Genomic DNA, 19,648 nt, shown 5'->3' on the forward strand with positions numbered 1-19,648 from the left:
GTTCCGGCTCGGACCCGTCCGGACCGTCCGAGGCCGAGGGGCCGGCTAGCTCGGCTGCTCGATCAGCGTCGAGAGGTAGAGCGCCTCGCCGAGCTTCTCGATCAGCTCCAGCTGGGTGTCGAGGTAGTCGATGTGGTGCTCCTCGTCCGCGAGGATCTCCTCGAAGAGGTTGGCCGAGGTGATGTCGCCCTTGGTGCGCATGACCTCGATCCCGCGCTTGAGGCGGTCGATCGCCTCCACCTCCACCTGCCGGTCCGCCTGGAACATCTCGGTGACCGTCTGGCCGACCCGCACATGGAAGAGCCGCTGGTAGTTGGGCAGCCCGTCCAGCATCAGGATGCGTTCGGTCAGCTTGTCCGCGTGCTTCATCTCATCGATGGACTCTTCGCGGGTGTACTTGGCGAGCTTGGTCCAGCCCTTGTTGTCCTGGATGCGGTAGTGCAGCCAGTACTGGTTGATGGCCGTCAGCTCGCCGGTCAGCTGCTCGTTGAGGAACTCGAGGACCTCGGGGTCGCCCTGCATCGCAGAGGCTCCTTCCACGCGTGTCTACGTCGACTGGGCAGGATGGCCGCATCCTTGCACCACGGATGGGGGGCGTCCAGTAAGTGCAGGCTTAGTGGGACTTGCCCGAATAGGGCATCGCGGGCGCGCTCACTGGTCATGACCACCCCTCGCGGTCTGTCACCATGGATGACATGGGTCAGCCGGAGAGCGGAGTACACCGGGAAGCGGGGCAGTCGGACCTTCCGCCCGGGCAGCGGCTGCAGCGCGGCTGGCCGGTCACCCACTACGGCCCCGTACCCAGGTTCAAGCCGGACCGCTGGGAGTTCCGGGTCTTCGGCGCGACGGCCGACGGCGACAAGCGGTGCTGGAACCACGAGGAGTTCTCGGCGCTGCCGTTCTCGACGGTCGTGGCCGATCTGCACTGCGTGACGAAATTCAGCATGCTGGGGGCCGAATGGGGGGGTGTGCCCGCCCGTACGATCCTCGAACTCGCCCCGCCGGCCGCCCGTGTCACCCACGTGATGGTCTGGGCCGAGTACGGCTTCAGCGCCAACATGCGGCTCTCCGACTTCGCCGCCGAGAACACGATCTTCGCCACGCACAAGGACGGCGAGCTGCTCACCGCCGAGCACGGCTTCCCGCTGCGGCTCGTGGTGCCGCATCTGTACGCCTGGAAGGGGCCCAAGTGGGTCCGCGGCGTGGAGTACATGACCGCCGACCGCCGTGGCTTCTGGGAGGAGCGCGGCTACCACAACATCGGCGACCCCTGGACCGAGCAGCGCTACTCCTACCAGGAGGAACCGGGAGACGGCCCGGAGCTGTAGCCGCCCCGGACCGTCCGTCCGGCCGGTCTCAGTGGTGGTAGCGGTGGACCACCGCGTGGCCCTTGCCGCGGCCGATCATCCACTTGTTGACCGGTGTGGTGACCACGAACGCGACGAGGAAGGCGAAGGCCAGCGCGCCCCAGAAGAGCCCGTCCGTGAGGTGCGCGTCCATGGCGCCGGGCACCAGCAGCAGGACGCCGTTGTCGACGACCTCCATGACGGTGATGGAGAGGGTGTCGGCGGCGAGCGCGACGCCGATGGCCGCCTTCAGGGTCAGCCCCGCGCGGACGACGGCCCAGAGGGTCAGGGAGTAGCCGAAGAAGAAGGCCAGGACGATGGCGAGCGCCATCGTCGGGGCGTTGCCCCAGCCGAGCGTGGTTCCGATGACCATGCCGAGGACCTCGCCGATGGCGCATCCGGTGAGGCAGTGCAGCGTCGCCTTCATGGCCATGGACCAGCTGACCTTGCCACCGCCGTGGCTGTCGTGGCCGGCATCGCTCTGGTGGTCGGCGTGGTTCTCGTGGTCGGGGTGGTGGTGGGTGTGCGCTTCGTGCCGCATGACGAGCCCCCAACGCGGGTGACGGTTCCTGCCTACACAGAAACGGTATACCCCCTAGGGGTATTCCTCAACGGGGAGGCAACCTCGCCTCGCCAGGGATTCACTCCCTGAGCTTCTTCAGCAGCTCCACATCCGCCACATGCCCTTCCTTCCCGCCCGGCGTCTCGATGACCAGCGGCACGCCCTCGGTCGCGGGGTGGCGCATCAGCGCGCGAAACGCCTCCTGGCCGATGTGACCCGCCCCGATGTTCGCGTGCCGGTCCTTGTGCGCGCCGACGACGTCCTTGGAGTCGTTGGCGTGGATCAGCTTCAGCCGGCCCCCGCCCACCGTCCCGACCAGCAGGTCGAGGGTCTGAACCATGCCGTGCGGCCCGGCGAGGTCGTGGCCGGCGGCGAAGATGTGGCAGGTGTCCAGACAGACGCCGAGCCTCGGGTGGTGGTCGAGCGCGTCGAAGTACGGACCGAAGTCCCACGTGCGCGAGCAGAGCGAGGAACCCTGGCCGGCCGTCGACTCCAGGAGGAGGAAGGGGTCGTCCGCGTGCGTCAGCTCGTCGAGCAGCGGCAGCATCCGCTCCCGTACCTGCGCCAGCGCCTCCTCGCGGGGGCGGCCTCCGGTCGCCGAGCCGGTGTGGACGACCACGCCCTTCGCGCCGATCTGCCGGGCGCGGCGCAGCGAGTGCCGCAGCGACTCCACCGACCGCTCGACGGTGGCCTCGGTGTGGGAGCCGAAGTTGATCAGGTACGGGGCGTGGACCCAGGCCGAGATCCCGGCGGCCTCGCACTCGGTGCGGAACCGCTCGTCCTGCACCGGGTTGCCGACCGGGGTGGCCCAGCCGCGCGGGTTGGCGACGAAGACCTGGACGGCTTCGGCGCCCAGGTCGCGCGCGTAGGCGAGACCGGTGGTGGCGAGGCCGCCGGCCACGGGGACATGGCCGCCGACGGGATTGCGCATGAGTCTCTACAGTCCCTTGATCGTCAGGGTGATGGTGGAGCCCTCCGGAGCGGTGGAGCCGCCCTCGACGGACTGGCTCGCGACGGTGTCGCCGAGGAAGGGGAAGGTCTTCTCGACCTTCACCTCGAAGCCCGCGTCCTCCAGCCGCTCGCGTGCCGCGTCGGCCTTCTCGCCCGTGACGTCGGGGACGTCGACCATCCGCGGACCCTTGGAGAGGGTCAGGGTGATCGTGTCGCCCTCGGCGGCGCGGCTGCCCTCGGCGAGCGACTGGGCGGCGACCGAACCGGCCGCCTCCGGGGAGTGGATCCGCTCCGCCGCGATCCTCACGGTCAGACCGGCGTCCTGGAGGGTCTCGGTGGCGTCGGCCACCGACTCGCCCGCCACGTCGGGTACGTCGATCGGGACGCCCTTGCTGACGACCAGCGCGACGGCGGAGTCGGGGGCGCGCTCGGTGCCGGGCTCGGGGTCGGAGCTGATCACGGCGCCCTGCGGGATGTCCTGGCTGAACGCCTCGGTGACCACACCGGGTGCCAGACCCTCCTCGGCCAGGAGCCGTTTGGCCTCGGTGAGCGGCTTCCGCTTGAGGTTGGGGACCTTCACGACCTCGGGGCCCCGGGAGAGCGTGAGGGTCACCGTGCCGTTGCCGCGTATGCGTTCGCCCGGGGCCGGATCGGTGGCCATCACCGTGCCGCGTTCGTAGACCTCGCTGAACGCGCGCCGGGTCTGCCCGACGTCCAGGCCGGCGTCCCTCAGCCGCTCGCCGGCCTGCGCCTCGGTCTGGCCGAGCACGGCGGGGACGCGGGTGAACTGGCCGGAGTTGATGTACCAGACGCCGCCGCCGATCCCGAGAGCCAGCAGGACGGCGGCGAGGACGAGGAGCGGACCGCGGCGGGCGGGTCGGCCGGGCCGTCGCTCCGACCGCGCTCGCGGCGGCGGCTCCGGCGGCATCGCGAGCCGGCTGGTGTGCTGTGGCACCGCGCGCGGGATGACGCTGGTCCGGTCCTCGGAGCGGTCGTGGTCCCGCACGCCCCCCTCGGTGCGCGCCTGCGGGGGTACGGCGTCGAGCTGCTCCTCGCCGAGCGCCGCGCGGGCGTCCCGGGCCAGGGCGAGCAGCGCGACGGCGTCGTGCGGACGGACCTCGGGGTTGCGGGCCGTGGCGCTCGCCACCAGCTCGTCCAGTTCGAGGGCGAGCCCGGGGACCGCGGCGGAGGGGGCCGGCACGTCGGTGTTGAGGTGCCGGTAGAGGACCTGGGCGGGCGTGTCCCCGTCGTGCGGCTTGCCGCCCGTCAGCATCTCGTACAGCACGACACCGCAGGCGTACACGTCGGCGCGGGTGTCGGCGGTGCCGTGCTCGATCTGCTCGGGCGCGAGGTACGACACGGTGCCCAGGACGGAGTCGGTGGTGTCCGTGGCCGAGCCGACGGCCCGTACGAGACCGAAGTCGGCGACCTTGACCCGGCCGTCGTCCCCTATCAGGACGTTCTCCGGCTTCATGTCCCGGTGGACGAACCCGGCCCGGTGCGCGGCGCCGAGGGCGGCGAGCACGGGCTCCAGGATGTCGAGCGCGGCCCGGGGCTGGAGGGCGCCGCGCTCCCGCAGGACGTCGCGGAGGGTGCAGCCGGCGACGTACTCCATCGCGAGATAGACGTACGCGCCGTCGGCGCTCTGGTCGAAGACCCCGACGACATTGGGGTGGGAGAGGCGCGCGACCGACTTGGCCTCGCGGATGAACCGCTCCACGAAGACGGCGTCGGCCGCCAGCGCCGGATGCATCACCTTGAGGGCGAGCACCCGGTCGAGGCGGGTGTCGACGGCCCGGTAGACCGTGGCCATGCCGCCGACGGCGACGCGTGCGTCGACGCGGTAGCGGCCGTCGAGCAGCTGCCCGACGATCGGGTCGTCCCAGCCCGAAGGGCTGGGGGTCGGGTCCTGGAGGGTCGTGTCCACGGTGCCGAGTTTACGAGCCCCCACGGACACCCCGTCCCGGCCGCCGCCCGACTGCAGCGCAGCTGTGACAGGCCGGGCGGGGCGGCGCGGGGCCCGTGCCGCCGGGGCGGACGCCCCCCGGGGCGGCGAAGGTCACACGGTCAGAACGCCGGACGTTCCGGGTCCAGGGCGGCCAGGCCCTCCGTCGGCGAGGAGGCCTCCGCGAAGTGGCGGCGCGGGATGCGGCCCGCCCGCCACGCCAGCCGCCCCCCCTCGACGGCGTGCCGCATCGCCGACGCCATGAGCACCGGCTCCTGTGCCCGCGTCACCGCCGACGCCAGCAGCACCGCCGCACACCCCAGCTCCATCGCCAGCGCCGCGTCCGACGCCGTCCCCGCCCCCGCGTCCATGATCACCGGCACTCCCGCGCGCTCGACGATCAGCTGGAAGTTGTGCGGATTGCGGATGCCGAGCCCGGAGCCGATCGGCGACCCCAGCGGCATGATCGCCGCGCATCCCACGTCCTCCAGCTTCCGGGCGAGGACCGGGTCGTCGTTGGTGTACGGCAGGACCGTGAAGCCGTCGTCCACCAGGGTCTCCGCGGCGTCGAGCAGCTCGATCGGATCCGGCAGTAGGGTCCGCTCGTCGGCGACGACCTCCAGCTTGATCCACTCGGTACCCAGCGCCTCCCGGGCGAGCCGGGCGGTCAGCACGGCCTCGCCCGCCGTGAAGCAGCCCGCCGTGTTGGGCAGCACCCGGATGCCGAGCCGGTCCAGGACCGACAGGATCGAGCCCTGCACGGTCGGGTCCAGGCGGCGCATCGCCACCGTGGTCAGCTCCGTACCGCTGGCGATCAGCGAGCGCTCCAGCATGTCCAGGCTGGGCGCGCCGCCCGTGCCCATGATCAGGCGCGAGGAGAACTCCGTACCGCCGAGAAGGAAGACATCGTCGGACATCGCGCTCAGCCTCCCTGCACCGCGGTGAGGACCTCGACCCGGTCGCCCTCGCCGAGGAAGGTCGCGGACCACTGGCCGCGCGGCACGACGGTCTCGTTGACGGCGGCGGCCACCCCCGAGGGGGCCGAGGTCAGGGTGGCGACGAGGGCGTCGAGCGAGACGGGGCCGGGGAGCTCGCGCGGCTCCCCGTTCACGGACACGTTCAGCACGTTCATGCGGGCTGCTCCAGACGTACGGGAGAGAAGCGGCGGGGGGTGAAGGGGCGGGCCTCGTCCGGGAGCGTGCCGGTGGTCAGCACCTCCGCCATGACGTCACCGGTGACGGGCGTGAGCAGCACCCCGTTGCGGTAGTGGCCGGTGGCCAGCTGGAGGCCCGGCAGCGCGCTCGGACCGAGCAGCGGCGCGTTGTCCGGGGACGCGGGCCGCAGACCCGCCCGGGTCTCGGTGAGCGGCAGCTCGGTGATGCCCGGCACCAGCTCGTGCGCGTCGCGCAGCAGCTCGTACACCCCGCCCGCCGTGACGGTGGTGTCCCAGCCGAGCTCCTCGCTGGTCGCGCCGACGACCAGCTCGCCGCTCTCGCGCGGCACCAGATAGACGTGGCTGCCGCGCACCACGGCCCGGACCGTGCGGGACAGGAACGGCGCGTACGCGGGCGGCACGGTCAGCCGCAGCACCTGCCCCTTGACGGGGCGTACGGGAGGCAGGACGTCCTCCGGCACGCCGCCGAGCCGGCCGCTGAGGCTGCCCGCGGCCAGGACGACCTGGTCGGCCGCGAGCTCCGTGCCGTCCGCGAGCACCGCCCCCGCGGCCCGGTCGCGCACGACCGTCAGACGGTCGGCGACGCTCCGGTGGAAGACCACTCCGGCGCGTTCGCAGGCGACGACCAGCGCGGCGGCGAGCCGGCGCGGATCGACCTGGTGGTCGCCGTCGACCCGGAGCCCGCCGCGGACCCCCGGAGCGAGCATCGGTTCGAGGCGGCGGCAGTCGCGCCCGCTGAGCCACTCCGACTTCAGGCCGCAGCGGGTCTGCAGGGCGTGCAGCTCCCGCAGATGCGCCCGGTCGTCCGCGTCGAGCGCGACGGCGAGCGTCCCGCACGCGCGGTAGCCCACGTCGTGGCCCGTGGCGTCGCGCAGTTCGGCGACGAAGGCCGGGTAGCGGCGGGCGGAGGCGAGGTTGAGCCCGAGCAGGGTCTCCTCGCCGTAGTGGAGCTCGGTGACGGCGGCGAGCATGCCGGCCGCGACCCGAGCGGCCCCGCCGCCGGGTTCGGGGTCGGCCACGGCGGTGCGCAGCCCGCGCTGCGCCGCCCGCCAGGCCGTGACGAGTCCGATGATCCCGCCCCCGATGACGAGGACGTCGCAGGACGTACGGACGTGTGGCATACGTGATGGCATGGGCGTCCAGCCCCTCCCTTCGCCGGCATGACCCGGATCAGGTTCGTACGGTCGGAGGCCGGTCAGCCTCCCTCTCAGCCCGGTGCGTCCGGGCTCCCGTGAGTGCTCTACGTTGACGGTCAGACTATCCCCCGCCGTCCGCACCGCGTAGGGAGCCTCCGCCCTGGGACCGACGTCACTCCACGGGCGCGTTCGGCGGGAGCCGTGCCGGGCAAGTGAGTCCGTGGAAGGTTCCGGCACCGGCGCGGTGGAGCGGCCACCTTCCTGACGTTCCGTCAGATGCGTAAGGTGATCGGGTGAGCGAGCAGAAGCAGGCACAGCAGCACGTCGTGATCGTGGGCGCCGGCATGGCGGGAGTTCAGACCGCCGTCGCCCTGCGCGAACAGGGCTTCGCGGGCCCCGTCACCCTGATCGGAGCCGAACCGCACCAGCCCTACGACCGGCCCCCGCTCTCCAAGGCGGTGCTCCTGGGCAAGGCCGAGGACTCCGCCTTCGACGTCGACTTCGAAGCGCTCTCCATCGAGCTGCGCCTCGGCGTCGAAGTGACCGGCCTGCGCGCCGAGGCCCACGAGGTCGACACCGAGGCCGGACCCGTGCCGTACGACGTCCTGGTCGTCGCCACCGGAGCCCAGCCGGTCACTCTGCCCGGCACCGAGGGCGTGCCCGGCGTCCACCTCCTGCGCACCCTCGACGACGCCGCCCGGCTCAAGCCCGTCCTGGAGCGCCGCCACGACATCGTCGTGGTCGGCGCGGGCTGGATCGGCGCCGAGTTCGCCACCGCCGCGCGCGAGGCCGGCTGCGCCGTCACCGTCGTCGAGGCCGCCGACCGGCCGCTCGCGGGCGCGCTGCCCGCCGACGTCGCCGCCCCGATGGCCCGGTGGTACGAGGAGAGCGGCGCCGCTCTCCTCACCCACGCGCGCGTGGAGCGGATCGAACCCGGCAGCGTCGTCCTGGCCGACGGCCGGACGCTGCCCGCCGACGCCGTCGTCGTCGGCATCGGGGCCCGGCCCGCCACCGACTGGCTCGACGGCTCCGGCATCGCCCTGGACCCGGGCGGCTCCATCACCGCCGACGACCGGCTGCGGACCTCCCTGCCCGACGTGTACGCCGTCGGCGACTGCGCCTCCTTCCCCTCCGCCCGCTACGAGGAACGGCTCCTGGTCCACCACTGGGACAACGCCCTGCAGGGGCCGCGTACGGTCGCGGCCGACATCATCGGCGAGGTCCCCCAGGTCTACGACCCGGTGCCCTACTTCTGGTCCGAGCAGTTCGGGCGGTTCGTCCAGTACGCCGGGCACCACACCGGCGCCGACGAGCTGGTCCGGCGCGGCGACCCGGCCGGCGCCTCCTGGTCCGTCCTCTGGCTGCGCGCCGGCGTCCTGGTCGCCCTGCTCGCCGTCGGCCGCCCCCGCGACCTGGCCCAGGGCCGCAAGCTCATCGAGGCGGGCATGCGCGTCGCCCTGGAGCGGGCGACCGACCCCTCCGTACCCCTGAAGGCGGCCGTCGAATAGGGCCCGACTTCCGACTGTCGGTCCGGGATGGCAGGCTGGTCCCGTGACCGAGATTGACGCAAGAATCGATGCTCTCGTCCCCGCCTGGCTCTACCTCCCCGACATCGCCGAAATGCTCGGTGTCGAGGTGACGCGTGTCCGGCAGCTGGTCAAGGAGGGCCAGCTCATCGCCGTACGCCGTGGTGAGAACAGGGCGCTTCAGGTCCCCGCCGCCTTCATCGACGGCGACAAGGTGGTCAAGGGTCTGTCCGGGACCCTGACGCTCCTGAAGGACGACGGCTTCTCCGACGAAGAGATGCTGGAGTGGCTCTTCACTCCCGACCCGACCCTGCCGGGCACGCCCGCGCAGGCCCTCAGCGAGAATCGCGGCACGGAGGTGAAGCGCCGCGCCCAGGCGCTCGCCGTCTGAGCACACCCAAGACACCACAGGAGATCCCGTGGGGCCGGGCCCGCCCGGCCCCACGGGACCGCCGCAGCCCACGGGGGGAAGCACCCATGTCCACGCCACGCCAGCGGCTCGCCGACGCCCGGCTCTACCTCTGCACGGACGCCCGCAAGAGCCAGGGCGACCTGCCCGCGTTCCTCGACGCCGTGCTCTCCTCCGGCGTGGACATCGTGCAGCTCCGCGACAAGGGCATGGAGGCCGGTGAGGAGCTGGAGCACCTCGCCGTCCTCGCCGACGCCTGCCGCAGGCACGGCACACTGCTCGCCGTGAACGACCGGGCGGACGTCGCCCACGCCATCGGCTCCGACGTGCTCCACCTCGGCCAGGGCGACCTGCCCGTGCCCGCGGCCCGGGCCATCCTCGGCGACGAGGTGCTGATCGGCCGCTCCTGCCACGCCGAGTCCGAGGTGGCCGCGGCCGCCGCCGAACCGGGCGTGGACTACTTCTGCACCGGACCCTGCTGGCCCACCCCCACCAAGCCCGGGCGGTACGCCCCCGGCCTCGGCCTCGTGCGGTACGCCGCCTCCCTGGAGGCCCAGGGACAGGACCGCCCCTGGTTCGCCATCGGCGGGATCGACGAGACCACCCTCGACGAGGTCCTGGACGCGGGGGCCCGGCGTGTCGTCGTCGTCCGGGCGATCACCGAGGCCGACGACCCGGCCGCGGCGGCGGCCCGGCTGGCCAAGAGGGTCCGCGAAAGGACCGACGGATGATGTCCATCTTTCGGACTCCGCCCCATCGGCGGGGGCACCCCGTCTAACCTGCCCGTATGGCCCTTGGTACCGCTTCCACCCGCTCGGACCGCGCACGCACGGTCCGCGACATCCTCGCGTCCGGGAAGTCCTCGTACTCCTTCGAGTTCTTCGCACCCCGGACCGAGAAGGGCGAGCGGAGCCTGTGGAACGCCCTGCGAAGAGTCGAGGCGGTCGGACCGAGCTTCGTCTCCGTGACCTACGGCGCCGGCGGGTCCACCCGCGGCGGGACGGTCAAGGCCACCCAGCAGATCGCCGCCGACACCACCCTCACCCCGGTGGCGCACCTCACCGCCGTCGACCACTCGGTCGCCGAGCTGCGCAATGTCCTCGGCCAGTACGCCGACGCCGGGATCCGCAACATGCTCGCGCTGCGCGGCGACCCCCCGGGCGACCCGCTGGGGGAGTGGGTGGAGCACCCGCAGGGCGTCCGGTACGCCGCCGACCTGGTCCGGCTGATCAAGGAGTCCGGGGACTTCTGCGTCGGCGTCGCCGCCTTCCCCGAGATGCACCCGCGCTCCACCGACTGGGACACGGACATCCGGCACTTCGTGGACAAGTGCCGTGCCGGCGCCGACTACGCCATCACGCAGATGTTCTTCGACCCGGAGAACTACCTCCGGATGCGCGACAGCGTGGAGAAGGCGGGCTGCGACACGCCGATCATCCCCGAGGTCATGCCCGTGGTGAACGTCCGGACCCTCGACCGGCTGCCCCAGCTGAGCAACGCGGTCTTCCCCGAGGCTGTGAAAGAACGCATCCTCGCCGTCAAGGACGATCCGGCCGCTGTACGCTCCATTGGCATCGAGTTCGCGACGGAGTTCTGCGCGCGTCTGCTCTCCGAGGATGTCCCCGGACTGCACTTCATCACGCTGAACAACTCCACCGCGACGCTCGAGATCTACGAAAACCTCGGACTGCACGTGCAGCCGTGACCGGCGTACCCGCCCCAGACCCGCGGCGGTGGCCGTAGGAGAGGGGCGGGCATGGGGTGGACGGTCCTCTACATCGCGTTCGGTGTCGTCGCGTTGTGGCTGCTGGGTGAGGTACTGCTGCAGTACAAGGCACGGTTGCGCTGGCGCGTGCTCGCCTTCTGCGGCTTCCTGGGCGTCGTTTTCGGCGTCCTGCTGTCCTCCGTCCCGGTGATCATCGCCGGGGCGGTGGCCTTCGCCGTCGGGCAGACCTATGTGACGCTCTCCTTCCGCCGCGGCTTCTCCACCGGCTGGGCGCTCGGCGGCAGGCCGGGCGCGAGCCGCCGCCGCAGGTCCGCCGCCGCACCGGCCGGGACCGCGGGCCCCACCCTGGAGGTCACCGAGGTCTCCTACGAGCCGGTGGACCCCGAGCCCACGGCCGCCGAGACCACCGCCGTCTACGAACCCCTGCCGATGCCCGACGACACGGGCCAGTACGGCGTCTACGCCCCCGCGTACGACCACGCGGCCGCCCAACCCGAAGCGCAGGCGCAGGCCGCCTACGGCGCGGGCTACGACCCCTACCCGACGCCGGGCCACGAACAGCCCGCGTACGAACAGCCCGCCTACGACTACGGCACCGCGCAGCAGCAGTACGCCGCCTACTCCGACCCGTACATCGGCCCGGGCACCGACGGCCAGCAGTACACCTCGTACGACTACGGCACGCCGGGCCGCCAGCCCTACGCCGACCCGTACGCGCCCTCGTACACCTACGACACGCCGCCCGGCGGCGTCTGGGTGCCGCAGCAGCGGGACGGTGAACAGCCCGCCGAACAGCAGGACCAGGAGTACTACGGCAACGGCAGCGGCAACGACCAGCAGTACCGCTACTAGCGCCTCTTGCGGGCGCCTACTGCGAGCCGCGGAAGTCCGCGCCCTCGACGATCAGCCCGGCCACGAGCGCGCCCGACATCCCGCCGTGGGCGAGCCCGCCGCCGGGGTGGGCCCAGCCTCCCGCGACGTACAGACCGGGGAGTGGGGAGCGGTTGGCCGCGGGCAGGAACCGGCCGCCGGCACCGGCGAGCGCGGGGCCGGGGACCTCACGGGTGCCCGTCTCCCGCAGGGTGTCGTCCGGCGTGCGGACCTCCTGCCACAGGAGCCGCTCACGGAGCCGGGGGACGGCCGCCTCGGCCTGGGCGACCATGTGCGCGGCGACCGCCTGCCAGTCCTGCTCCGGTGAGGTGGCCACCGTCGCCGTGACCGTCACCGACTCATGGCCGTCGTCGGGCCGCAGGGCCGGATCCCCGGGCCGCAGCACGGTCACGGTGGGCCGGCCCCCGGCCGCGTGAACGACGGTGCGGTGCACGGCGTCGGCCTCCCGGGACCCGCGCAGGGCCAGACAGACCGTCACCCGGCCGGTGCCCAGGAGCTGGTGGTGCGGCAGGTCGTCCTGGCGGTCCCACGCGACGACGTGGTCGCGGTGGAGAGCGGGCACGGGAGCGCCCGAGACCACATGGTCCGCCTCGACGGACTCGCCCCCCTCCAACCGGATCCCGCTCGCCCGGCCGTCCTTCTTCAGGACCTCGTCCACGCGCGCGTGGAAGACGAACTCCACCCGGCGCTTCAGGCACCGCTCGTACACCGCGTCCGCGAGCGCCCGGATGCCGCCCCGCACGTACCAGCTGCCGAACGTCTGCTCCATGTACGGCAGGACGGCGGCCGCCGCCGGGGCGGTGGCGGGATCGAAGCCGTACGCCGTCGCGTACGAGTCGAGGAGCGCTGCGAGCCGGGCATCGCGCAGCTCCCGTGCGCCGATCCCGGCCAGCGTGGTCGTGGGGCGCCGCAGGAACCCCGCCTTCAGGGCCGGGTAGGGTTCGCGGCCCAGGGCGGCAGGATCCTCCGGCTGAGGCTCCTCCAGGAGCGGGCGCCGGGTGCGGTCCCAGGCCTCGCGGGCCCGGACCATGAAGTCGCCCCAGCGCTCTCCCGCGCCGGTTCCCAGCGCCGTGTCGAGGGCGGAGACCGTGCCCGCGCGGGAGGCGTTCGGGAGGTCGACCCTCGTGCCGTCGGCGAAGACATGGCGGCTCGCGGGGTCGACCTGCGTCAGTCCGACGAGGTCCTCCAGCGGCTCCTTGCCGGTCTTGACGAACAGATCGCGGTAGACGGCGGGCAGGTGCAGCAGCCCCGGGCCCGTGTCGAAGCCGAACCCGTCGCGCTCGAAGCGGCGCACCGCGCCGCCGTAGGTCTCCGTGCGCTCGTACACCGTCACCCGGTGGCCCGCCACGGCCAGCCGGGCGGCCGCCGCCATGGCGCCCATGCCCGCGCCGATCACCACAATCCGTGCCATGACAGGGACTTTATCCGCCGGTCAGCCGGGCGCGCGCACCTGAGTATCCGTACTCAGGCGAGGAGATGAGTAGATACGCGGATGGGTTTTGACCTGCGCGGACGAGAGAGTGGGGACCACGGAAGGGGCGCGGCTCCGCAACCGCCGACACGGGGCGGCGGATCGGGGCCGCGCACCATCCGGAACGGGGGTGCACGGGGGTGCACAGGGGGCACGGGGGAGTGCCACGGGGGTACGGAAAGATCGCCGGTCCGGCGAGGCTCGGGGGGATCGAGCCTCGCCGGACCGGCGTCTTTCTTGTCCGGGGGACGTGCGGGCCGGGAAGCCCCGGGCCGGACCTTGCGGGCCGCTAGCGGCCAGGAACCCTGAGGCCCGACCCTGCGGGTGCTAGCGGCCGCTCACGCGCCCGTGCAGCAGCCGGGAGAGGGCGCTGTGGACGTCGTCGATCGAGCGCTCCCGCTGGAACGCCTGCCAGTCGAGGGCGGCCACCAGGACCATCCCGACCAGCGCCGCCGCCGTCAGCGGGATGTCGATCTCCTCGCTCAGCTCGCCGGCCTCGACACCGCCGCGCAGGACGTCCTCCACGACCGCGACCGCCTGCTGGCGGACCACCAGCAGGGTGTCGTTCCAGGCTCGGTTCGTCCGCCAGAGCTCGGCGACGTACAGCTGGGTGAAGGCCGGATAGCGGTCGATGAAGACCAGACCGGCCCGGATCATCGCGTCCAGCGCCTCGACCCGGCTGCCGCCGCGCTCCGCCGTGCCGTCGGCCGCGTCCCGCAGGGACGCGGTGAGCAGCCCTACGCCGTGCCGCAGCAGCTCCTCGAAGAGCTCGGTCTTGCTCTTGAAGTTGTAGTAGACCGTGCCCTTCGCGACGCCCGCGCGCTCCGCGATCTCGTCCACCGTCGTCGCCGAGAAGCCCTGCTCGGCGATGAGGGTGACGGCGGCCTCGTAGAGCTTCGCGCGCGTGGCCTGGCGTCTGGTGCTGCTGCTGTCCATGGGCTCGATTCTCACAGGTCCGGCGGATGTCACAGGGACGGTCTCACAGGGACAGTTCGGGGTGGAGCCGGTCCAGCGTCCACACCTGCTTCTGCCGGGCGGAGACGGCGGTCAGCGCCAGCGCGCCCACCGTGAACGCGGTCAGCACCGCGACCGCCTGCCAGACCGGACCGATACCGCCGCCCGTGATCAGCCGCCGTAGCGCCTCGACGACGTAGCTCATCGGCAGGAAGGGGTGGATGGCGTTGAAGAAGCCCGGACTGGTCTGGACGGGATACGTGCCGCCCGCCGAGGTCAGCTGGAGCATCAGCACGGCGAGGACCAGGATCCGCCCAGCCGCCCCGAAGCGGGCGTTGAGCCACTGGATGATCGCGGCGAAGCAGCAGGTCACCAGGGCCAGGAAGCCGACCGTCCCGGCGGCCCGGGCCATCTGCAGGCCGAGCCCCCAGTGCAGGACGGACATCAGCGCCGCGACCTGGAGCAGCCCGATCGCCGCGACCGGCAGCCAGCCGGCCAGCGCGATGCGCCAGGCGGAGGCGCCGGCGGCGAGGGCGCGCCGGTTGAGCGGCTGGATCAGCATGTACGCCACCATCGCGCCGACCCAGAGGGAGAGCGGGATGAAGTAGGGGGCGAAACCGGTGCCGTAGTTGGGCGCCTTGTGCAGCGACTGGGAGGCGAGCTCTACCGGGTCGGCCATGACCTCCGTACGGCGGTCGCGGTCGTCCTTGTCGTAGTCCGGTATCTTGGTGACGCCGTCGCTGAGCCCGGTGGCCAGCTCGCCCGAACCGTCGACCAGCTTGTACAGACCGCCGTCGAGGTCGCCGGCGCCCTTCTTGAGCTTGCCGACACCGGTGTCGAGCTTGGTGGAGCCGGACTTCGCGGAGGTGAGGCCGGTGTGCAGCTCGTCGGCGCCCTTGGCGACCTTCTGGGCGCCGGTGTTGAGCTTGTTGATCTTCTTGACGGCGCTCTCGAGGTCCTCCTCCAGGTTCGGCGCGGCCTTTTCGAGGTCCTCGGCCTGCTTCTGCAGGGTGGCGAGCTGCCCGTCGAGCTTCTTCAGATCGCCGGTGTTGTCCTTGGTGAGTTCGTGGAGATCGTCCGCGATCTTCGCCACGTCGTCGGCCGTGACCTTGGCCTCCTTGAGCGTCGGGCACGTCGTGGCGTCCGGCAGCGGGTTGTCCACGCACTCCTTGCGGTGGAGCACTTCGAGCTTGTCGTCGGCGACGTGCGCGGCGCTGCGGGCCACGGGGGCGCGCCTGACGAGGTCGTCCAGGTCGTGGCGGACGGCCTGGATGGAGTGGGCCACCAGGCGGGCCGAGTCACCGATCGTCTTGCCGTTGTTCTTCAGGTACGGGCGGAGCTTCGAGGACTTGCCGTTGACCTTGTCGGCCAGGGCCTGGGTGCCGTCGGCGACCTGCCGGGAACCGGTCTCCAGCTCGGCCGCGCCCTTGGTGAGCTTCGTCAGCCCGGAGGCCAGGTCGCCGCTGCCCTTCTTGGCGTTCGTCAGCCCGTCGGCCAGGCGCTTGGAGCCCTTCTTCGCCTTTTCCGTACCGTCCTTGAGCTCTCCGGCGCCCTTGGCGGCCTTCTCGGTCGCGTCGTGGATGTCGGAGAAGGAGATGAAGATCCGGTCCAGGAAGGAGCGGGAGGACTTGGTGGAGGCCGCGGTGCGGACCTCGGAGAACACCGTCCGGGAGATCTGCCCGACGATGTAGTTGTTGGCGTCGTTCGTACGGACCTTCAGCGCACCCGTCTCGGGGGCGTCACCGGAGCTGGAGGCGATCCGGCTGCTGAAGTCGCCGGGCATGGTCAGCGAGAGGTAGTACGTGCCGTCCTCCACGCCCTCGCGGGCCTCGGCGTCGCTCACCTCGTGCCACTCGAAGACCTTGCTCTCGCGCAGGCCCTCGGTGATGTCCTCACCGGCGTTGATCCTCTTGCCGTCGGCCGTGGCGCCCCGGTCCTCGTTGACGAGCGCGACGGGTATCCGGTCGAGCCGGCTGTACGGGTCCCAGAAGGACCACAGGTACAGCGCGCCGTAGAGCAGCGGCAGCAGCAGGATCGCGACGAGCGCGGCCCGGGGGAGCTTTCCCCTGCCGAACCGCTTGAGCTCAAGCGCGGCGAGTTTCGGCGAGCGCATCGGCCGTCCCCTCCTCGTTGGTGTCTTCCCCGGCGGGGGTCTCTTCCTCGACGGCGTCTTCCTCGGCGGTGTCCGCTTCGGTTCCGTCCGCTTCGGTGTCGTCCGGGCCGGCCGCGTCGGTGGTGTCCTCCTCGGCGGGGGACACCGCCTCGGCCGCGCGGGGTGTCGTGGAGATCCGCAGGGCGTCTTCGGGCGCCTCGCTGCAGACGGCGAGGACGGTCGTGCCCGCGTCGGCGATCGACCGCAGCAGCGCCCAGGCCTCGGCCCGGTCGGCGCCCGAGAGCTTGAGGTCCGCGTCGTCCAGGGCGAGCAGCCGGGGCCGTCCGACCAGCGCGAGCGCGATGGAGAGGCGCAACGCCTCCAGGCGTTCCAGATCCCGTACGGAGGTCCGCCCGGCCTTCGGCAGCGCCTCCAGGTCGAGCCCGGCGGCCTCGAGCGCCCGCTCGATCCGGGCCTTGGAGGCGGCGGCCCGCTCGGCGGGCGGGCGGAACAGGGCCCGGACGGAGCCGTCGTAACGGCGCTGGAGCAGGGCACGCTCACGCAGGTGCTCGGCGACGGTGAAGGCCGGGTCGAGGTCGCTGACCCCGGGAACCGGGCCCAGGGCGCTGATCCGCCGGACGGCGGCCATCTTGCGGGGCAACCGGAGCCCGGCGACCTCGGCGTGCCCCTCGTGCGGCTTCATCCGGCCGGTGAGCGCGAGCAGCAGGCAGGTGCGGCCCGAGCCGGACGGTCCCTCGATCGCGACCAGCGAGCCCGGCTCGGCCCGGAAGCCGACGTCGCGAAAGGCCCAGCCGCGCGGTCCCTTCAGCCCGAATCCGTCCGCGACGACGGCGGCGCCGTGCGGCTCCGCAGGGTTCGCTTCCACGGATCCCACCCCCACTCTCCCCGATTTGAACTGACCGGTCAGTGCAAAAACTTAGCGTTGAACCGGTAGTTCAGGCAAAAGCCCAGGTCAGGGCGATTGTCAGTGGGGGCGTACACGATGGACACATACGGCCACAGCGCCGTCACACGACGACAGGAGGCTCGTCATGGTCAGCTCCTCCGCGGCAGCCGCGCCCCGGCGCCGCAGCGGTACCTCCCATGCCGAAGGCCATGGGGGAGGCCGCCCCGCCCCCGCACTGGTCGGACCCCCGTCCGACGTCCATCCCGTCCTGCGCCGCACCACGGCCCCGCCCGCCGCACTCGACCTGCTCGCCAAGGCCCACGCCGGGCTCGACGAGGCGGCGACGTACGACGTGCCCAACGAGCGGTACGCCACCGCCCACCTCGCCGCCCTGCGCACCGCCGCGGCCGTGCTCGCCGCCCGGGGCAGGCCCGAGACCCATCCGCGCAAACGGCAGCGCATACGCAGCACCTGGGAAGTGCTCCCCGAGATAGCGCCCGAGCTGGCCGAGTGGAGCGCCCTGTTCGCCTCCGGCGCCGAGCGGCGGGCGCGGGCCGAGGCGGGCATCGCCGGTGCGGCGAGCCGGCGCGACGCCGACGACCTGATCAGGGCCGCCGCCATGTTCCTGCGCCTGGTCGAGCGGATGCTCGCCCTCCAGCCAGTGCTGCCCCGCCAGCCCGGTGCGGGCGAGGCCGCGAAGTGATCGGCGGGCGGCGCACGAGGCCATAGGGTGGGGGGTGTTCGTACCTGTCACCGAGGAGTCAGCAGCCGTGTCGGACCCTTCCCCTGTCTTCGGTCGAGAGGCGTCGTCGCGCCCGTCGCGCGCCTCCCTTCGCACCGCCGTCGTCTGGGACGTCCTCAAGGACGCCCTCGACCGCCGGGCCAAGGCGAGCGGCAAGGACAGCCTCGACGTCCTGGACACCGGCGGCGGCTCCGGCAACTTCGCCGTGCCGGTGGCCCGCCTCGGTCACCGGGTCACGGTCGTCGACCCCAGCCCCAACGCCCTGTTCGCGCTGGAGCGCCGCGTCGCCGAGGCCGGCGTGGCCGACCGGGTGGAAGGCGTCCAGGGCGACATCCACGGCCTGTTCGACGTCGTCGGGCGCGAGGGCTACGACGTGGTGCTCTGCCACGGCGTCCTGGAGTACGTCGACGACCCGGCCGAGGGCGTACGCAACGCGGTCGCCGCCCTGCGCTCCGGCGGCGCGCTCAGCCTGCTCGCCGCGGGCGTCGGCGGCGCCGTCCTCGCCCGCGCCCTCGCCGGTCACTTCACCGAGGCCCGCACCGCCCTGAGCGACCCGGCGGGCCGCTGGGGCGACGGCGACCCGGTGCCGCGGCGCTTCACCGCGGACCAGCTCACCGAGCTTGCCGACCAGGCCGGTCTGGACGTCGGCGCCGTGCACGGCGTCCGGGTCTTCGCCGACCTGGTCCCCGGGGTCCTGGTCGACACCGAGCCCGGCGCCGCGGAGGCCCTGCTCAAGCTGGAGGCGGCCGCCGCCGAACTGCCGTCGTTCCACGCCATCGCCACCCAGCTGCACGTGCTGGGCGACAAGCGCGCCTGACGCCCGCACGGCGGCGCGCGGCCCCCGGGGGCTCCCGGGAGGCGCGCACCGTGCTGATCAGCGACGCAGCCGCACATGGAGTACGCCACAGACCCCCCGGTCGAAGGCTTCGCCCCGTATGATCGGGGGACACCATCCGGCATGACAGGCAGGGCGCTGGGGAATCAACGCCTCAGCAACCGAACCGCATGGCGGCCCGGAATGGCGATTAGGCGTTGAGGGCGGGTTTCACGGGGGCGATTCCCTGCCTATCCTGAAAGGGCCGCAAACCGGTCGCCCCCGCGACCGACGACTAGGAGGACTCCGTGCCGCTCTCGGAGCACGAGCAGCGAATGCTCGAGCAGATGGAGCGAGCGCTGTACGCCGAAGATCCCAAGTTCGCGACAGCGCTCGAGGGAAGCGGACTGCGTACGTACACCCGGCGACGGGTCTACCAGGCAGTCGCCGGCTTCCTGGTGGGTATCGCGCTCCTCATGGCCGGAATGGTCGCTCAGCAGATCTGGATCAGCGTGGTGGGGTTCCTCGTCATGCTGGGCTGCGCGGTCCTGGCGGTCACCGGATGGCGTAAGGCGCCCAAGCCGGGCGAACAGCAGACGGCGGGTGGAACGGCCGGCGGCCGTCAGCCACGACAAGCGCGTCAGCGTCGCTCGATGATGAACCGGATCGAAGAGCGGTGGCAGCGCCGCCGCGACGAACAGGGCGGCGGCCACTGACGGCCCCCTAGCGGGGGCGCGGCCCCCCCACACGACCCCGAGCCCCGCGGGCCGGCACCTCCCAGGTGCCCGAGCCTCGCGGGGCTCGTCGTTCTGGGTCGCCCCTCGCTCCCGCTCCCCCCGTGGTGGGCAATCGTCCCGCAGGGCGGGACGGGTGGGCACCACGGGACGGCGCCCTTGCGGGCGCTTCCGCCCCCCTGGGCCCCGCGCCACGAGTGCCCGGCACGCCCGAGGCCCTGCCCCGGCCGCGCCACGAGTGCCCCGCACGCCCGGGCCCCTGCCCCCG

At 72.6% G+C, this 19,648-nt stretch carries 20 protein-coding genes and 1 riboswitch; of the genes, 9 read left to right on the forward strand and 11 right to left on the reverse strand.

The features are described 5' to 3' along the window. Positions 1-45: 45 nt before the first annotated feature. Positions 46-522, reverse strand: coding sequence for a bacterioferritin (gene bfr, locus ACIRB4_RS08420; RefSeq protein ID WP_403289281.1), 477 nt, complete (start codon positions 520-522; stop codon positions 46-48). A 173-nt stretch (positions 523-695) separates the two neighbouring features. Here bfr and ACIRB4_RS08425 point away from each other — a divergent pair, with 173 nt between their 5' ends. After that, entirely contained in the window at positions 696-1,328 is a 633-nt protein-coding gene (locus ACIRB4_RS08425; protein WP_403289282.1) for a sulfite oxidase-like oxidoreductase, read from the forward strand. A 28-nt stretch (positions 1,329-1,356) separates the two neighbouring features. On the opposite strand, the gene ACIRB4_RS08430 is transcribed toward ACIRB4_RS08425, so the two are convergent. From ACIRB4_RS08430 to thiO, 6 genes are all read right to left on the reverse strand, one after another. Continuing rightward, positions 1,357-1,887, reverse strand: coding sequence for a DUF4396 domain-containing protein (locus ACIRB4_RS08430; protein WP_403289283.1), 531 nt, complete (start codon positions 1,885-1,887; stop codon positions 1,357-1,359). A gap of 100 nt (positions 1,888-1,987) precedes the next feature. Then, positions 1,988-2,839 (reverse strand): deoxyribonuclease IV, encoded by an 852-nt coding sequence (locus tag ACIRB4_RS08435; RefSeq protein WP_403289284.1) that lies wholly within the window; start codon positions 2,837-2,839, stop codon positions 1,988-1,990. Between the two features lie 6 nt (positions 2,840-2,845). Beyond that, positions 2,846-4,786: a Stk1 family PASTA domain-containing Ser/Thr kinase gene (pknB, locus tag ACIRB4_RS08440; protein ID WP_403289285.1), complete on the reverse strand. Its 1,941-nt coding sequence runs from the start codon at positions 4,784-4,786 to the stop codon at positions 2,846-2,848. A 140-nt stretch (positions 4,787-4,926) separates the two neighbouring features. After that, the gene (locus ACIRB4_RS08445; protein ID WP_403289287.1) at positions 4,927-5,721 is read right to left on the reverse strand and encodes a thiazole synthase; all 795 of its coding nucleotides are present in this window, start codon (positions 5,719-5,721) and stop codon (positions 4,927-4,929) included. 5 nt (positions 5,722-5,726) lie between these two features. Continuing rightward, the gene (gene thiS, locus ACIRB4_RS08450; protein WP_403289656.1) at positions 5,727-5,927 is read right to left on the reverse strand and encodes a sulfur carrier protein ThiS; all 201 of its coding nucleotides are present in this window, start codon (positions 5,925-5,927) and stop codon (positions 5,727-5,729) included. A 5-nt stretch (positions 5,928-5,932) separates the two neighbouring features. Beyond that, positions 5,933-7,099, reverse strand: a complete 1,167-nt coding sequence (gene thiO / locus ACIRB4_RS08455) for a glycine oxidase ThiO (protein WP_403289658.1) — start codon at positions 7,097-7,099, stop codon at positions 5,933-5,935. Between the two features lie 9 nt (positions 7,100-7,108). Next, positions 7,109-7,221: riboswitch (TPP riboswitch) on the reverse strand. 186 nt (positions 7,222-7,407) lie between these two features. On the opposite strand from thiO, the gene ACIRB4_RS08460 reads away from it, so the two are divergent. From ACIRB4_RS08460 to ACIRB4_RS08480, 5 genes are all read left to right on the forward strand, one after another. Further along, complete coding sequence (locus tag ACIRB4_RS08460) at positions 7,408-8,622, forward strand: NAD(P)/FAD-dependent oxidoreductase (RefSeq protein ID WP_403289288.1); 1,215 nt, start codon at positions 7,408-7,410, stop codon at positions 8,620-8,622. Positions 8,623-8,665: 43 nt separating this feature from the next. After that, the gene (locus tag ACIRB4_RS08465) at positions 8,666-9,031 is read left to right on the forward strand and encodes an Rv2175c family DNA-binding protein (RefSeq protein ID WP_403289289.1); all 366 of its coding nucleotides are present in this window, start codon (positions 8,666-8,668) and stop codon (positions 9,029-9,031) included. An 86-nt stretch (positions 9,032-9,117) separates the two neighbouring features. Continuing rightward, positions 9,118-9,780: a thiamine phosphate synthase gene (gene thiE, locus ACIRB4_RS08470; RefSeq protein WP_403289290.1), complete on the forward strand. Its 663-nt coding sequence runs from the start codon at positions 9,118-9,120 to the stop codon at positions 9,778-9,780. A gap of 56 nt (positions 9,781-9,836) precedes the next feature. Further along, a complete protein-coding gene (metF, locus tag ACIRB4_RS08475; RefSeq protein WP_403289291.1) occupies positions 9,837-10,754 on the forward strand; it encodes a methylenetetrahydrofolate reductase [NAD(P)H] in 918 nt (305 codons plus the stop codon). A 51-nt stretch (positions 10,755-10,805) separates the two neighbouring features. Next, positions 10,806-11,627, forward strand: coding sequence for a hypothetical protein (locus tag ACIRB4_RS08480; RefSeq protein ID WP_403289292.1), 822 nt, complete (start codon positions 10,806-10,808; stop codon positions 11,625-11,627). Between the two features lie 16 nt (positions 11,628-11,643). Here the strand turns inward: ACIRB4_RS08480 and ACIRB4_RS08485 are convergent, their stop codons facing one another. From ACIRB4_RS08485 to ACIRB4_RS08500, 4 genes are all read right to left on the reverse strand, one after another. Next, positions 11,644-13,077, reverse strand: a complete 1,434-nt coding sequence (locus ACIRB4_RS08485) for a phytoene desaturase family protein (protein ID WP_403289293.1) — start codon at positions 13,075-13,077, stop codon at positions 11,644-11,646. A gap of 387 nt (positions 13,078-13,464) precedes the next feature. Then, complete coding sequence (locus ACIRB4_RS08490; protein ID WP_403289294.1) at positions 13,465-14,073, reverse strand: TetR/AcrR family transcriptional regulator; 609 nt, start codon at positions 14,071-14,073, stop codon at positions 13,465-13,467. 43 nt (positions 14,074-14,116) lie between these two features. After that, complete coding sequence (locus ACIRB4_RS08495) at positions 14,117-16,204, reverse strand: YhgE/Pip family protein (protein WP_403289295.1); 2,088 nt, start codon at positions 16,202-16,204, stop codon at positions 14,117-14,119. Further along, a complete protein-coding gene (locus tag ACIRB4_RS08500; RefSeq protein ID WP_403289296.1) occupies positions 16,176-17,069 on the reverse strand; it encodes an ATP-binding cassette domain-containing protein in 894 nt (297 codons plus the stop codon). Before ACIRB4_RS08500 ends, ACIRB4_RS08495 begins: the two co-directional genes overlap by 29 nt. 166 nt (positions 17,070-17,235) lie before the next feature. Here ACIRB4_RS08500 and ACIRB4_RS08505 point away from each other — a divergent pair, with 166 nt between their 5' ends. The 3 genes from ACIRB4_RS08505 (at position 17,236) to ACIRB4_RS08515 (ending at position 19,362) form a co-directional block, all read left to right on the forward strand. Continuing rightward, positions 17,236-17,793, forward strand: coding sequence for an SAV_6107 family HEPN domain-containing protein (locus tag ACIRB4_RS08505; protein WP_403289297.1), 558 nt, complete (start codon positions 17,236-17,238; stop codon positions 17,791-17,793). A 67-nt stretch (positions 17,794-17,860) separates the two neighbouring features. Next, positions 17,861-18,649 carry a methyltransferase gene (locus ACIRB4_RS08510; protein WP_403289298.1) on the forward strand — a complete coding sequence of 263 codons (789 nt, stop codon included), beginning with the start codon at positions 17,861-17,863 and terminating at the stop codon, positions 18,647-18,649. 305 nt (positions 18,650-18,954) lie between these two features. Next, positions 18,955-19,362 carry a DUF3040 domain-containing protein gene (locus ACIRB4_RS08515; protein ID WP_403289299.1) on the forward strand — a complete coding sequence of 136 codons (408 nt, stop codon included), beginning with the start codon at positions 18,955-18,957 and terminating at the stop codon, positions 19,360-19,362. The last annotated feature ends 286 nt before the right edge of the window (positions 19,363-19,648 follow it).

This window comes from Streptomyces sp. NPDC093600 (genome assembly GCF_044764755.1).
GTDB lineage: Bacteria > Actinomycetota > Actinomycetes > Streptomycetales > Streptomycetaceae > Streptomyces.

Bases quoted from the DNA above. Each gene is read 5' to 3' on its own strand.
- metF (WP_403289291.1), top strand. From the start codon at position 9,837: ATGGCCCTTGGTACCGCTTCCACCCGCTCGGACCGCGCACGCACGGTC.
- ACIRB4_RS08445 (WP_403289287.1), bottom strand. From the start codon at position 5,721: ATGTCCGACGATGTCTTCCTTCTCGGCGGTACGGAGTTCTCCTCGCGC.
- ACIRB4_RS08430 (WP_403289283.1), bottom strand. From the start codon at position 1,887: ATGCGGCACGAAGCGCACACCCACCACCACCCCGACCACGAGAACCAC.
- ACIRB4_RS08505 (WP_403289297.1), top strand. From the start codon at position 17,236: ATGGTCAGCTCCTCCGCGGCAGCCGCGCCCCGGCGCCGCAGCGGTACC.
- ACIRB4_RS08425 (WP_403289282.1), top strand. From the start codon at position 696: ATGGGTCAGCCGGAGAGCGGAGTACACCGGGAAGCGGGGCAGTCGGAC.
- thiO (WP_403289658.1), bottom strand. From the start codon at position 7,099: ATGCCACACGTCCGTACGTCCTGCGACGTCCTCGTCATCGGGGGCGGG.
- ACIRB4_RS08495 (WP_403289295.1), bottom strand. From the start codon at position 16,204: ATGCGCTCGCCGAAACTCGCCGCGCTTGAGCTCAAGCGGTTCGGCAGG.
- ACIRB4_RS08485 (WP_403289293.1), bottom strand. From the start codon at position 13,077: ATGGCACGGATTGTGGTGATCGGCGCGGGCATGGGCGCCATGGCGGCG.
- ACIRB4_RS08490 (WP_403289294.1), bottom strand. From the start codon at position 14,073: ATGGACAGCAGCAGCACCAGACGCCAGGCCACGCGCGCGAAGCTCTAC.
- bfr (WP_403289281.1), bottom strand. From the start codon at position 522: ATGCAGGGCGACCCCGAGGTCCTCGAGTTCCTCAACGAGCAGCTGACC.
- ACIRB4_RS08480 (WP_403289292.1), top strand. From the start codon at position 10,806: ATGGGGTGGACGGTCCTCTACATCGCGTTCGGTGTCGTCGCGTTGTGG.
- ACIRB4_RS08435 (WP_403289284.1), bottom strand. From the start codon at position 2,839: ATGCGCAATCCCGTCGGCGGCCATGTCCCCGTGGCCGGCGGCCTCGCC.
- thiE (WP_403289290.1), top strand. From the start codon at position 9,118: ATGTCCACGCCACGCCAGCGGCTCGCCGACGCCCGGCTCTACCTCTGC.